This is a genomic window from Metasolibacillus meyeri, from assembly GCF_003049505.1.
GTDB lineage: Bacteria > Bacillota > Bacilli > Bacillales_A > Planococcaceae > Metasolibacillus > Metasolibacillus meyeri.
The window spans coordinates 1-13,767 of record NZ_PYWN01000018.1; the positions used below are offsets into that span (position 1 = coordinate 1).

At 39.2% G+C, this 13,767-nt stretch carries 17 protein-coding genes; 8 read left to right on the top strand and 9 right to left on the bottom strand.

Translation table 11 applies throughout. The features are described 5' to 3' along the window. Window positions 1–146: 146 nt before the first annotated feature. The gene (locus tag C9J34_RS21785) at window positions 147–302 is read right to left on the bottom strand and encodes a hypothetical protein (RefSeq protein WP_193768864.1); all 156 of its coding nucleotides are present in this window, start codon (window positions 300–302) and stop codon (window positions 147–149) included. Window positions 303–413: 111 nt separating this feature from the next. Between C9J34_RS21785 and C9J34_RS02410 the strand changes: the two genes are divergently transcribed. Together C9J34_RS02410 and gerQ are read left to right on the top strand one after the other, a co-directional pair. Continuing rightward, entirely contained in the window at window positions 414–833 is a 420-nt protein-coding gene (locus C9J34_RS02410; protein WP_107838262.1) for a cell wall hydrolase, read from the top strand. 50 nt (window positions 834–883) lie between these two features. Then, on the top strand, window positions 884–1,150 hold the full coding sequence (gene gerQ, locus C9J34_RS02415; protein ID WP_107838292.1) for a spore coat protein GerQ: 267 nt from the start codon (window positions 884–886) through the stop codon (window positions 1,148–1,150). Window positions 1,151–1,362: 212 nt separating this feature from the next. On the opposite strand, the gene C9J34_RS02420 is transcribed toward gerQ, so the two are convergent. From C9J34_RS02420 to C9J34_RS02440, 5 genes are all read right to left on the bottom strand, one after another. Next, a complete protein-coding gene (locus C9J34_RS02420; RefSeq protein WP_107838263.1) occupies window positions 1,363–3,048 on the bottom strand; it encodes a methyl-accepting chemotaxis protein in 1,686 nt (561 codons plus the stop codon). Window positions 3,049–3,266: 218 nt separating this feature from the next. After that, window positions 3,267–3,644 (bottom strand): DUF423 domain-containing protein, encoded by a 378-nt coding sequence (locus tag C9J34_RS02425; protein ID WP_107838264.1) that lies wholly within the window; start codon window positions 3,642–3,644, stop codon window positions 3,267–3,269. Window positions 3,645–3,663: 19 nt separating this feature from the next. Beyond that, on the bottom strand, window positions 3,664–3,912 hold the full coding sequence (locus tag C9J34_RS02430; RefSeq protein ID WP_107838265.1) for a YwdI family protein: 249 nt from the start codon (window positions 3,910–3,912) through the stop codon (window positions 3,664–3,666). Further along, window positions 3,909–4,082 (bottom strand): uracil-DNA glycosylase, encoded by a 174-nt coding sequence (locus C9J34_RS02435; protein WP_107838266.1) that lies wholly within the window; start codon window positions 4,080–4,082, stop codon window positions 3,909–3,911. Before C9J34_RS02435 ends, C9J34_RS02430 begins: the two co-directional genes overlap by 4 nt. A 114-nt stretch (window positions 4,083–4,196) precedes the next feature. Then, window positions 4,197–4,877, bottom strand: coding sequence for a uracil-DNA glycosylase (locus C9J34_RS02440; RefSeq protein ID WP_107838267.1), 681 nt, complete (start codon window positions 4,875–4,877; stop codon window positions 4,197–4,199). A 136-nt stretch (window positions 4,878–5,013) separates the two neighbouring features. Between C9J34_RS02440 and thiD the strand changes: the two genes are divergently transcribed. The 5 genes from thiD (at window position 5,014) to ilvA (ending at window position 10,208) form a co-directional block, all read left to right on the top strand. Further along, window positions 5,014–5,844 carry a bifunctional hydroxymethylpyrimidine kinase/phosphomethylpyrimidine kinase gene (thiD, locus tag C9J34_RS02445; RefSeq protein WP_107838268.1) on the top strand — a complete coding sequence of 277 codons (831 nt, stop codon included), beginning with the start codon at window positions 5,014–5,016 and terminating at the stop codon, window positions 5,842–5,844. A 210-nt stretch (window positions 5,845–6,054) separates the two neighbouring features. Next, complete coding sequence (locus C9J34_RS02450; protein WP_107838269.1) at window positions 6,055–6,405, top strand: YojF family protein; 351 nt, start codon at window positions 6,055–6,057, stop codon at window positions 6,403–6,405. Window positions 6,406–6,417: 12 nt separating this feature from the next. After that, complete coding sequence (gene bshB2 / locus C9J34_RS02455; RefSeq protein WP_107838270.1) at window positions 6,418–7,128, top strand: bacillithiol biosynthesis deacetylase BshB2; 711 nt, start codon at window positions 6,418–6,420, stop codon at window positions 7,126–7,128. 187 nt (window positions 7,129–7,315) lie between these two features. Further along, on the top strand, window positions 7,316–8,668 hold the full coding sequence (locus C9J34_RS02460; RefSeq protein ID WP_107838271.1) for a YjiH family protein: 1,353 nt from the start codon (window positions 7,316–7,318) through the stop codon (window positions 8,666–8,668). Window positions 8,669–8,942: 274 nt separating this feature from the next. After that, window positions 8,943–10,208: a threonine ammonia-lyase IlvA gene (gene ilvA, locus C9J34_RS02465; RefSeq protein WP_107838272.1), complete on the top strand. Its 1,266-nt coding sequence runs from the start codon at window positions 8,943–8,945 to the stop codon at window positions 10,206–10,208. A gap of 90 nt (window positions 10,209–10,298) precedes the next feature. Here the strand turns inward: ilvA and C9J34_RS02470 are convergent, their stop codons facing one another. Then, window positions 10,299–11,246, bottom strand: coding sequence for a nuclease-related domain-containing protein (locus C9J34_RS02470; RefSeq protein WP_193768863.1), 948 nt, complete (start codon window positions 11,244–11,246; stop codon window positions 10,299–10,301). A gap of 100 nt (window positions 11,247–11,346) precedes the next feature. On the opposite strand from C9J34_RS02470, the gene C9J34_RS02475 reads away from it, so the two are divergent. Then, window positions 11,347–11,931: an AAA family ATPase gene (locus C9J34_RS02475; RefSeq protein WP_107838274.1), complete on the top strand. Its 585-nt coding sequence runs from the start codon at window positions 11,347–11,349 to the stop codon at window positions 11,929–11,931. Window positions 11,932–11,940: 9 nt separating this feature from the next. On the opposite strand, the gene C9J34_RS02480 is transcribed toward C9J34_RS02475, so the two are convergent. Further along, window positions 11,941–12,735: an ABC transporter ATP-binding protein gene (locus C9J34_RS02480; RefSeq protein ID WP_107838275.1), complete on the bottom strand. Its 795-nt coding sequence runs from the start codon at window positions 12,733–12,735 to the stop codon at window positions 11,941–11,943. Then, window positions 12,728–13,747: an ABC transporter permease gene (locus tag C9J34_RS02485; protein WP_107838276.1), complete on the bottom strand. Its 1,020-nt coding sequence runs from the start codon at window positions 13,745–13,747 to the stop codon at window positions 12,728–12,730. The genes C9J34_RS02480 and C9J34_RS02485 overlap by 8 nt, the downstream gene beginning before the upstream one ends. Between the last annotated feature and the right edge of the window lie 20 nt (window positions 13,748–13,767).

Sequence of the window (13,767 nt, forward strand, 5' to 3'; positions counted from 1 at the left end):
TTTTCACTCACTATTTTGAAGTAGGGGTCTTACAGCCTGTTAATACGGGATAAATAAGATGGAAAGGCAAACGGCAGAAGTATCTCTGACCGTTTGCCTTTTTTTCTGTTTAAATTGTGTGAGAATTGTGTGTGTGCCTGACACTCTTATTCTGGTGCGCGCAAAATAACAATAACGAGCTGAATGAAGAAACCAATGCAAATAATGAGAATAAATAAATACCAATGTAATGGCTGCTCGAAGTAGGCCCCAATTAAAAAGGCTAAAACTGCGCTGAGCAGTATGCTAAATATGCTGCTCATGTTCATCACCTCTACCTTAGCATGCGCACTTTTATATTCCGCAATACAGGCGATTCTACATATTTTTTTACTAGTTGCTGCATACATTAGTTTCAAAAGGGGGTTTGTTGTATCGCTGTTGTTCCAACGACTACGGCACAAACAGCTTTACTTGCTCGCTTGATGCGGGCAGAGGCTGAAGGAGACGGTGAATTAGGGATGTTAATGGTTGGTAATGTAGGCGTTAATCGAGTAAGAGCAGATTGCTTAGATTTTCCTGATATTCGAACGTTAGAGGATATGGTTTTTCAACGTCCAGGTGGCTTTGAGGCGACAACTAAAAGCTACTTTTATCAGCGAGCAAGGCCGATGGATATTCGTTTAGCTGAACGTGTAATTCGAGGGGAAAGATTCCATCCTGCTACGCGCTCACTATGGTTTTTTATGCCAAGCGGAGATTGCCCAGCTCAATGGTATGGTCAGTGGAATACAGGACGCTTTAAATCACATTGCTTTTTTGCTCCAACGGAAAGCGAATGTCAAACTATTTAAAATGAAAGGATGTTCTTTTGACTTATTATTGGACACCACCTACGCAACAAATGCCGTCACCGCCTAGACGAGAGGAATCTTATATCGAAAATATTTTAAGACTAAATCGCGGGAAGCCGGGTGTGTTCTATTTTTCATTTGATAACGCTGTAAATGGACAAAACACAAAAGCGGTTCGCGGGGTTGTGGAGGCAGCAGGGCGCGATCATGCCATTATACGGGAATTGAAAACGGACCACCGCTTCCTCTTTCCGATGATTTATTTTGATTATGCAGAATTTGATGAGGAATTAGCTTATTTTACACAAACGCCATAAGGCTAACTTTCAATCAGTGGAGGTTTCTTCATCCTTCCCGATTGGTAATATTGGTACACAAGCATTTGCAGAAAGATAGATATTAAATATTTCGCTTTCACCTACTCTTTTGAAGTGGGTTCTTGTATCTGACGCTTAACTTTTCGTACACGAATAAAAATAAATAGCTACTGGAAAGTCAGATTTGCACCTGTCTTTTCCAGTAGCTATCCTTATACACGGAACTTTTGTATTTCCAACTGTAGCTGTTGTGCATTTTCGCTTAAGCTTATTGCAACGTCACTTACTTGCTCCATCGTTGCTGATTGCTCCTCCATTGCAGCCGCAATCATTTCAATATCTGTAGCTGATTCCGTTGTGCCTGATGCAATGTCATTGACGGATGCAGATACTTGCTCAGCACTTGCAGATAATTGCTGAGATGTGGCAGAAATTTCTTCAATTTGCGTCGTCATCTCTTCAATTGCCCCTCCAATTGCTTGGAATGCCTCGCCCGCTTCTCCCATAATACGCACACCATCTTTTACTGATAGTAAGGAATTATTCACAGCTTTCTCTACACTTTCTGTATCTATTTGAATCTCTGTTGTTAATGTGACAATTTTATTTGCTGAGTTTTTCGATTGCTCAGCAAGTTTACGTACTTCATCTGCTACGACAGCAAAACCTTTGCCATGCTCCCCTGCACGCGCTGCTTCAATAGCTGCATTCAGCGCTAATAAATTCGTTTGCTCTGTAATCTCTGTGATTACCTTGGTCATATCACTAATTTCTTCTGTTTGCTGTGCTAGCTTTTGAACAAGTTCATTTACTTGAACAGTTGAATCATTAATTGTTTCTATTTGCTCCTTTGCATGCTGAATAATCGTGCCACCATTATCAGCTGTCGAGCGAGCAGTTTCTGAGTTCGAATGCAATGTTTGTGCAAATTCTGCAATTCTTTGCACACCAACTGCGGTTTCTTCCATCGCGCGTGCACTCTCGTTTGCTGCATTTGCAGCCTCCTGTGTACTTGTGGAAGTGTTTGATACTCGTAGCGTCACATCAGTCGAAGTAGCGGTTACTTGTTCAGTGCTTGCGGATAGTTCCTCTGCTGCTGCACTTAATTGCTCTGCATTTGATTGGACATTGCCAATTAAACTTTTCAAACTATCTTTCATCGTATTAAACGCCATAGCAAGCTGACCAATCTCATCCTTCGTTTCGACCTGCATATTTGGCTCTGTTAAATCGCCCGTTGCAATCACATTTGTCGATTTCGTAATGCGTATTAATGGCAATATAATTGAACGTCGCGTGTAAATGATTGCAAGAATACTAACAATAATAATAACTACTAACGCTACAATCGCTATTATTTTTGATATGTTAATTGCTGTATCTGATGCACTAATTGCTTTTTCTAACTGGTCCTCTTGAAAGGCTAAAATCTCCCCTGAGAAAGCTGTAATATCTTTATTTGCCTGCTGCAAATCATTGATAACTAAATGTAATGCGCGGTCTGTATCCCCTTGACGAATCACCTCTAAGTACTGCTCTGCAACTCGATTAAACGCATCTACAGCCCCTGAAAGCTTTGCATAATATTCCTCCATTTGTGCAGAAATAATTAATCCATCTAAGCGTTGCATTTCTTCATTAAGAAGCGTATTAAATTGCACAAAATTATCGTCATTTGTTTGTGTATATTCAATAACAAGTGCTCGTGCGAATAACCCTTGCGATGCACCTGCCAGCCTAATTTGGTCAACGGAGCGCACCGTTGCCATTCGAACATCTAATGCTTCATCTACTTTTTGTTCGATATTTCTTAAATTAAAAAAGCTAAGAATAGTAGAAGCTACTAGCAATACAATAATCGTAAAAAACACTAGATTTAATTTTTTCCCTATACTCATCATCGTTTCCTCCATTTTAATGTGGATTGTACTTGCTATGTATGAAAACAGTTGGTGCACTTCAAAATGAATTTTTTTCCATCTATATTTAAAAAATAAAGCAGTATATTATTTTACTGCTTTTGTCCGCTTTAAATATACCATGTTTTCAGAATATTTTAACATAGGAAAAAGTGAAAAGCTGCGCAAAATGAATATATTTTGAACAGCTCGCCTCATTATGCTTTTTTTAAAGTTGTGATTATAATAAGCACCCATGATGTTAAAAATAGAACGCCACCGATTGGTGTAATTGCGCCTAAAAAACCGATGCCTGTTACTGCTAAAATGAATAAGCTACCTGAGAAAAAGAGGATGCCTAAATTCAAGCATATTGCCGCAATTTTTAATTGCTTTACTTCACCAAATATTTTTGTGCTCATTAAAATACCAACTAAAATTAATGCGCTCGCATGGAACATTTGATATTGTACCGCAGTATCCCAAATGCCTGTACTATAGTCATCTAGTATACCTTTTAAGGCATGTGCACCAAACGCGCCAAGTGCAACAGCTAAAAAGCCGTGGATTGCCCCTGAAATAATAGAACCTTTCATTCCTGAATTCCTCCGTCTGTTAAAAGTCAAAAAGTGAATCGCCATTTGCTCCGTTTTCTTGTAACGGTATTGCTTGTGTTTGTAATTGTGGTGTTGATAATTGCGGTATCGCTGTTGCCATTTGTGGCTTGCCCTGTGTCGTCAACACAACATCACATAGCGCACGCACTGCTGACAATTGCTCACGCATCTCCTGCTCATTCGCTGCATTTTTTGCTTGAATCACATGCTGCTCTAGCTGCTTCAATAATACGTCATATGAAATCATCGCTTTCCCTCCTGCTTTGGTGCATATTTCAAACATTCCATTCCAGAGGATTGCCTCACAACAGTTGAAGGAATTTGCTTCGTTTTAAAGCCATATGCCGTACAGGCTCTCGGATTTGCAAGCTCCCATGTGACACGAAAATAGCGACACTTAAAACAGTTGACCGCCATAATACTCCTCCTTTTCTCAATTACGCCGAGGTTAACCCACATCCAGATTTTTTCGAGCGAGCTCTTTGCGAAAAGAGACCTCCTCTTCAAAATCTGTGACATCCTCCTGCTTCATCAAGATAAATTCCAATCAATCGGCGTTTTGCCCCATGCCTCTAACTGTGCATTGACTTGAGAATATGGCTTACTTCCAAAGAAGCCTCGATGTGCACTCAATGGGCTTGGGTGGGGAGCTTGTAAAATAATATGTGCTGTCTGACTACGCTTAATAATTGGCGCTTTCGATTGTGCTGGTCTTCCCCATAAAATAAAAATAATGGGCTCCTCACGCTCTGCTAGCTTCGTAATGACAGCATCTGTAAACTGCTCCCAACCTCTATCTTTATGTGAATGTGCTTGTCCTGCTCGCACAGTTAATACCGTGTTTAATAATAATACACCCTGTTCTGCCCATTTCATTAAATAGCCATGATTAGGCATAGGAATACCTAAATCATCTCGTAGCTCCTGTAACATGTTGCGCAAACTTGGCGGCTGCGGAATACCTGGCTGGACCGAAAAGCTCATCCCATGTGCTTGATTTGGTCCATGATATGGATCTTGCCCTAAAATAACAACCTTCACATCTTGATAGCTCGTCGCATGGAAGGCATTCATCACATCTTCCTGCTTCGGATAAATTGTTGTAGTGCTATATTCTTTTGCAATAAATGAACGTAACTCATTAAAATATGGCTTTCCTAATTCCTCGCCGATAACTTGTTGCCAATCGTTGTTAAATGCTTGCTTTACCATTAAACTCACCTCCCAATTAGTATACTACAAGTTTATACGAGAGCTGACATCAAAGAAAAAACAATTTCTGACTATTTTTACGAAGTCAGAATAACTGTATAGTTGTATATAAACAAATTTAAAGGAGTTCTTCATCATGACATTAAAAAAGACATTAACAATTGCTGGTTCTGATACATCTGCTGGCGCTGGTATGCAAGCCGACTTAAAAGCATTTCAGGAGCATGGTACATACGGTATGGTCGCATTAACAGTCGTTGTAACGATGGACCCAAACGGTTGGCATCATCAAGTAACACCACTACCAACTGACTTATTACAGAAGCAAATTAATACAGCTTTATCTACAAAAGTAGATGCAATTAAAACTGGTATGCTATCAACAGAGGAAATTATTAAAATTGCGAGCGATGCGATTCAAAAATCGGGTACAAACATTGTCGTAATTGATCCTGTGATGGTATGCAAAGGCGAAGATGAAGTATTAAACCCTGGCAATACAACAGCAATGATTGAATATTTACTACCACACGCAACAGTTGTTACACCAAACCTTTTCGAAGCAGGCCAACTTGCTGGAACAGGTACGCCAAAAACAATTGAGGAAATGAAAGTAGCTGCTGCTAAAATCCATGAGCTTGGTGCTAAAAATGTTGTTATTAAAGGTGGTAAAGCATTGGCATCAGATAAGGCTGTTGATTTATTCTATAACGGTACTTCATACAAACTGCTTGCCTCTGAAAAGGTAGCATCTACTCATAATCACGGCGCAGGCTGTACATTTGCAGCAAGCGTTTGTGCAAACTTGGCAAATGGACTTTCTGTAGAAGAGTCTGTCATCGAAGCGAAGGAATTCGTTTCTGCCGCAATTGCACATGGCTGGGCGTTAAACGAATATGTTGGACCTGTAATGCATGGCGCTAAGCCACGCTTTGGTGCACCAGAAGTAACGATTACTGAAATTTAATTCATGAAGAAGTGTCAGGCAGAAGAAGCCTGGCGCTTTTTTATTGGCGGTTTCTTCAATTCTATTGGCGAATTTCGGAATTCTATTGGCGCTTTTCTCAATTCTATTGGCGTTTTGCTATATTTTTCGTTTTTAAAGACGTCTTCTTTTCATTCTGAAAAAAATTCTACTATACTATCCTATAGAGAGTTTAGAAAGGAGTTACGATAAATGAAAGAGGTACATATCGAAACACTTCAGGAATTGCTTAATTCTTTTGCCAACAAAGATGTTTATATTCATTTAGAAACGACAAATGGAGCTTATGCAAGCCATTTTGATACGAATATTTTTAATGCAGGTGCTTTTATTCGCAATGTGAAGATTCGTTATGAGCTTGGCAAAATCATCAACGATACCCCACACCGTGTCGGTTTGAAAATGGAGCATGGCTGGGTCTATGCACAAGGTATTACGCATTATGAGTTAGATGAGCATGGTCGCTTATTAATGGCTGGGCTTGACTATACAGGCAAGCTAGCAATTGCTTTAGAAATTAGCGAAACACCATTTTCTTATTAAGGAGTGAAAGAAATGACATTACCTTCAGAGCGTCATGTATTAATTATTTTCCCACACCCTGACGATGAAGCTTTTTCTGTCGCAGGTATTACTAGACTCTATCACGAAATGAGTGTGCCTGTAACGTACGCTTGCCTAACGCTTGGCGAAATGGGGCGCAATTTAGGCAATCCGCCATTCGCGACGCGCGAATCTTTGCCTGAAATTCGCCGCAAAGAGCTAATTGCTGCATGTGAGGCGATGGCGATTCCTGATTTACGTATGATGGGCTTACGCGATAAAACGATTGAATTTGAAGATGATGAAAAGATGGTACAGCTTGTTACATCATTGATTGAGGAACTAAATCCATCCGTTATTTATTCATTCTATCCTCTCTATGCCGTACACCCCGATCACGAAGCGACAGCACGCGCTGTTAAAGAGGCAGTGCGTCGCATTGATAAAGATGTGCGTCCACGTTTACTAGGCTGTGCTTTTGCAAATAATACATTAGCAGAGCTTGGGGAACCTCATATTACGGTGAATATCGAGCGTGTTAAAGGTCATAAAGTGAAAGCATTACAAGCGCATGCTTCACAAACCGCTTGGATGATGGCCGAAACAGCAAAACGTATAGATGAAGGTCAGCCGATGAGTGAAAGCTGGTTAAATATTGAGAAGTTTTATGTAGTACAACAAGATGATGAACTTGGCGAACCAATTCAACATGTACAATACTAGAAAATTAATTGGGTAATGAAGGAACTCTGTCCTCATTACCCATTAGTTGGTTCTATCTTGCTGTTTTGCATAATAGCCTTTCTCATAAAACCCTTATTTTTCCTAGATAATATTAAAATAATGTAGCTTTTTTTATGCATTTATTTTATAATTATTCAAAATATATAGGGGGAAAATATTATATCTCATGAAAAAACATTCATTTTATATTTGGTTTTTGTTCATTGCATTATCTAGCTTAGGTGTCTTTTTATTCATTGTTCCTGTCATTACTGAAAGCGGTATCAAAGTACCTATCGCGGTTTTAGCGAACTATCTTGCAGGTGTCGTAGAGCCATTTATTCATTGGTTCACATTCGCTGTTTTTATTATCGCTGCAGCAGGTGCTCTTATCATAAAAGCTTTTCCTAAAAGGGATGGCACACACACATTAATAGATTCACTATTCCGTGTGAATTGGTTCTGGACAATCGTTCGTATCTTAGCTGTTATTTTTGCTGCCATGTATTTATTTGATTTCGGTCCAAAGCAAATCAATAGCGATGATACAGCAGGTATTTTGCTTGACCCTGCTGGTGGTCTTGTGACATACATGTTTGTTCTGTTTTTCTTTGCAGGCTTATTGCTCCCTTTATTAACAGACTTCGGTTTACTTGATTTCTTCGGTTCAATGATGGTAAAAGTGATGCGTCCATTATTTAAAACACCTGGTCGCTCTTCCATTGACTCCCTCGCTTCCTTTGTTGGGGACGGAACGATTGGCGTTTTACTTACAAGTAGACAATATGAAGAAAATAACTATACTGCGCGTGAAGCAGCAACAATTGCAACTACATTTTCAGTCGTTTCCATTACATTTTGTTTAGTTGTTGTTGAAACCATTCGCATCCAACATTATTTCTTGGAGTTTTATGGTACAGTTATTGTGGTAACAATTATTTTAGCCATGATTATGCCGCGCATTTATCCATTAAACAAAAAGCCTGATACATTTTTTAATGGGAAAGCACCTGTAGGTGAACGTGAAAAAGTAGAGGAAGGCTTCAATGTTTTCTCTTATGGTTTAAAAAATGCATTAGAAAAAGCTGAGGAAAATAAAAATCTTGCTAAGATTTTTGCTTCTGGCTCCAAAAATGTGCTTGAAATGTGGCTTGCGATTACACCAATTATTATGGCATTCGCTACAATTGCTTTAGTACTAGCAGAATTTACAAGTGTTTTCCGTATTTTAGGTATGCCATTTGAACCTATTTTATCACTTCTTCAAATTCCTGAAGCGAGTGAAGCAGCGCAAACAATGATTGTTGGATTTGCTGATATGCTATTGCCATCTGTTCTAGGTTCTGGCATTGAATCAGATATGACACGCTTCTTCATTGCAACTGTTTCAGTAACACAATTAATTTACTTATCTGAAGTAGGTGGATTAATTTTAGGAACGAGATTACCTTTAAAGCTATGGGATTTATTTGTTATTTTCCTTATTCGCACACTTATTTCAATTCCGCTTGTTGCCGCAGCTGCACATTTGATTTTTTAAAGGATATGTTAACCACATGGATATTTCATGTGGTTTTTTATTCTTTTAAAACGTATGCGCTTTCATTATGAACATTTTGTAAACACTTGAATTTACTAAATATTTTCAACATTTCGTCATTAAATTATGTTAGAATGAATAAACATTTTATCTTAAGTCAAAGCCCACTGAACTAAGATAAAAACTCCCGACAGATGTCACAGATTGTTGAAGCATGTTAAAAAATTTGGACGAGCGTTAGTCGAGGCGTAATTGATTATGGAGGTTGCTATATATGGAAGATGTTTCACACTCAAAAACCGTTGCGGTCGAGAATATTTTAATTGCCCATCATTTTTTAAAGGATGTTGTTGCACATACACCCTTGCAAAAAAATGATTATTTATCAGAGAAGTATGGAGCGAACATTTATTTAAAACGCGAAGACTTACAGCATGTGCGCTCGTTTAAATTACGAGGTGCATACTATAAAATAAAACAAATTGAAAACCAAGCAAAAGAGGTTGGCGTTGTATGTGCAAGCGCAGGTAATCATGCGCAAGGTGTTGCTTATGCTTGTGCACACCTACAGATTCAAGCAACCATCTTTATGCCAAAAACAACACCAAAGCAAAAAATCAATCAAGTTCGCATGTTTGGCCGTAACTATGTGGAAATTGTGCTATCTGGTGATACGTTTGATGATTCTGCAAAAAGTGCCCAAGCCTATTGTGAAGAGCAAGGAAAAATTTTCATCCACCCTTTTGACGATTTTGATGTGATTGCTGGACAAGGTACAGTCGCTGTCGAAATTATGAATGATATCGAGGAGCCCATCGATTATATTTTCGGAAGTATCGGCGGCGGTGGTTTAATGTCAGGCGTTTCAACATATGTTAAAAACCTTTCTCCTTCGAGTAAAATTATTGGCGTTGAGCCAGCCGGCGCAGGAAGCATGAAGGCAGCATTTGCCAATGACGCGCCAACTGCCTTACCTTCAATTGATAAATTTGTGGATGGTGCAGCCGTACAATGTGTTGGTTCAGAAACATATGAAACATGTCGCAAATATTTAGATGATGTTATCCTAGTTCCAGAAGGCAAAGTATGTACAACGATTTTAGATTTATACAATAAACATGCAATCGTTGCTGAGCCAGCTGGTGCCCTTTCAGTGGCAGCATTGGATTTTTATGCTGAGGAAATCAAAGGAAAATCCGTTGTTATTATTATTAGTGGTGGCAATAACGATATTGGACGCATGCAGGAAATTAAAGAACGTTCCCTTATTTACGAGGGCTTGCTCTACTATTTCATCGTCAGCTTCCCACAGCGCTCTGGTGCATTACGCCAATTCCTAACATCTGTGCTAGGCCCAAATGACGATATTACAACATTTGAGTATACGAAGAAAAACAACAAGGAAAGCGGCCCCGCACTCGTCGGCATCGAAGTCGCACATCGTGACGACTACCAAGGGTTGCTAGAACGCATGCAAGAAAATGGCTTCGAATACAAGGAAGTCAACAAAGACAGCACACTATTTGGTTTGTTAGTCTAGAGATATCCCCCTGCTTACACGGGGGGTTTTTGGTTTATTCCATGTTTTCTGAGTTTTCTTCCATGTTTTTCGAAGTTTATTCCACGTTTTTCAGAATTTATTCCATGTTACCCCATTCGGAATGATATATTCCCTTTTTTTCCGCTCTCCAATCCTCTTTAAATTAAGCTGGGCTAATAAATTCCCCGCTACCTTCACATCCCCAATCCCGAAAAACTCTCGAAATGCACGATTTGTAATTAATTCTCCAAATAATATTTTATAATTGCGTAAGCCTTTGGGAATAGCATCAGTAAAGCGCTTGTCACAGCGAGGGCATTGAAAGCTTTTGCCACGCCAATGCTGCAAACGAACAGTTGGCTGACAATGTGGGCATAATGCACCTATTATCGTATTGGCTGGAATAATGGACCGCACGAAGGGCTTTCTTTCATAGTTTGCCAACAATAGCACCTTTAAATTATGCAATTGTTCACTTGTTACAATTGGAGAATATTTTTCGAAAAGCTGTTGAAGCTTTGTACGTAAGCCTGTCACGTGGAAAATCAAATAGTGTGGTGGTGTCATACCGATGTGAGCGGAGGGGCTTGTCACAATGATAGCAGGAATCACAGGAAGTTCGATTTCCCATTTCAATAGAAGTGTTTCGATTAGTAGACGATGACGCTCAATTTGATCGATTGGATTGCGGTAAACATTTTGTGTGCCATCGCTTTTTGTGCGGATAAATTGGTGGGTTTGTTCTTCAAAATCAAGCCGCCCCATAATATGTTTCACTTCAATAAGCAAAATAAAAGAGCGACAAATAAACAAGGTGTCGATTTGATGGGTAAAATTCGCTTGATTTGTCATTTGATAATCATGAAAAAGATAATGTTCTTGCTCTAAAAATATATCATCCCATTCACGGTCTACTCGCAGTTCCCCTATGTAACCTGCATTCACTCGTTGATATTGTTCATAAAGGTCTGTATTTCTTTGAAGCAATGTTTCTAAAAATAGTAGATGGTCTGGCATTTTTCTACACATAACAATCATTAGCATCTCTCCTTTTTAGACAATATTATATAATATTCCCCAGGAAATTTCTTTATTTCGATTCAGCATTTGTATACATTAAACTAAAGGAGAGGAAAAAATGAAGCGTTTATTAATTATGACAGTTGGAAAAACACATAGTGGAAAAAGCTCCTTTGCTAAGGAGTTGGAAAAAGAGTTAGCACATTCTTTTGTTATGGATCAAGATAATCATGCTGAATTTCTTAATACATACTATGAGAAATTGTTACCTAAAACAGGTGCTAACACGCTAAAAAATGGGCTTTCAAAATACATTATTGAGTATGCAATTGAGCAAACCAATCTCCATATTATTGTTTGCAATGCAAACCGCAGTAAAAGTGAACGCACACATTTATTTGAAGAGTTTTTCACAAAGGAAAAGTTCATCCGTATCCTTGTACATTTCAACCTACCAGATGACATTCTTTTAGCAAGGATCAAAGCAAGCAAGCGAAACACCAAGATATTCCGAGGGGCTTATTCTAATTTTCAACAAGTGCTTATGCAACAGCAAAACGCCCCATCAGAAGACTTATCAACTGATGAGGCTGATTATTTATTTGTCATTGAAGATAATGCTGAAAACAACGAAGTTATTCAACAAATCGTACAAATAGCTGAGAAAGCTTTCAAAGAATGCGTACAGCCCACAATTCAGTAGTGCATTCAACTACCCTAACAATGCGCGATCCGAGTTCATTTTTTCGCCACGAATGCGCTCGAATTCTGCCATTAAATCAGGAATCGTTAAATTAGGTTTTGTTTCCTCATCGATTTGTAAAATGATTTGCCCTTTGTCCATCATGATAAGACGATTACCTAAATCTAAAGCTTGCTGCATATTGTGTGTAACCATTAATGTCGTTAAATTATCTGCCTCGACTAGTTCTTTTGTCAAACGTGTAATGAGTTCTGCGCGTGACGGGTCAAGCGCTGCTGTATGCTCGTCTAACAACAGGATAGCAGGCTTTGTAAATGTCGCCATTAAGAGTGACAATGCTTGGCGCTCTCCACCTGATAATAAGCCAACTTTTGCATTCAAGCGATTTTCTAAATTTAAATGTAGCCTCTCTAGCGCTGTGCGGAAGAAGTCACGACGCTCACGGCCTACGCCACGGCGCAAAGTGCGTTTCGCATTGCGCGAATAAGCAATCGCTAGGTTTTCTTCAATCGTCATCGATGGGGCTGTACCTGCCATTGGGTCTTGGAATACACGTCCCAAGTATTGCGAGCGTTTGTATTCAGGCAAACGTGTGACGTCTGTTCCATCAATCGCTACAACCCCATAATCAGGTATTAATGCACCTGAAATCATATTCATCATTGTCGATTTCCCCGCGCCATTACTACCAATAATTGTAACGAAATCCCCTGGAGCTAAATGCAAATTTATGTCGTTGAGCGCCACCTTTTCATCTGGCGTGCCTTCATTAAAAATCTTGTTAATCTGTTGTAAATTAAGCAAGTGGTTGACCTCCCTGCTTTGTTAATTGCCTTTCTGCTAAACGCTTTGCCTTACTTTTTTGCTGTTTGCGTTTATTGACTATTTGCGGAATTACTAGAGCTAAAATAACGATTACAGCTGTAATTAATTTCATATCGCCCGTATCTAACCAGTCGATGCGTAGCGCAATCGCATAAATAATACGATAAATAATAGCCCCCACCACAACAGCTAATGTCGTGCGGAAAATTGTTTTTGTACCAAAAATCGCCTCACCAATAATAACGGAAGCTAATCCAATGACAATCATGCCAATACCAAGCCCAATATCCGCATATTTTGCATATTGGGCAATTAAAGCACCTGAAAATGCCACAAGCGCATTTGAAATACCTAGCCCTAAAATAATTAATCGATCCGTATTTGCAGAGAAGCTACGAATCATACGTTTATTATCACCCGTTGCACGGATCGCAAGCCCAACCTCTGTTTTCAAGAACCAATCAACAATCAATTTAATAATGACCGTGATAATAATAACAACAAATAAAACTCCCCAAGTCTGTGGCACTGGTGCAATGCCCATGCTTGCTAGCATGCCATTTAATGCATTGTCGATTCCTAAATTACCCCAAAATGCATAAAACTTCGTAAAGATTGTCCCTTCATTTAATAAAGGGATGTTGGAACGACCAATTGTATTCTCGGCTGTTAAGCCCATGATTCTTAAATTGATTGACCATAAAGCAATCATCATTAAAATCCCTGAAAGCAATGGATTTATTTTTCCTTTTGTGTGTAATAAGCCTGTCATGCATCCTGCAATAAATCCTGCAACAATTGCCACTAATGTCGCGAGTATGGGATGATAACCAAGCACAATCATCATCGCCGCTGTCGCTGCGCCTGTTACAAAGCTTCCATCAACCGTTAAATCTGGAAAGTCTAACACTCGGAATGTTAAATACACTCCGAGTGCCATAATTGCATAGATGATTCCTTGCTCCACCGAGCCAAATAATGCTGTAAACATGCTGAATCATCTCCTAGAAA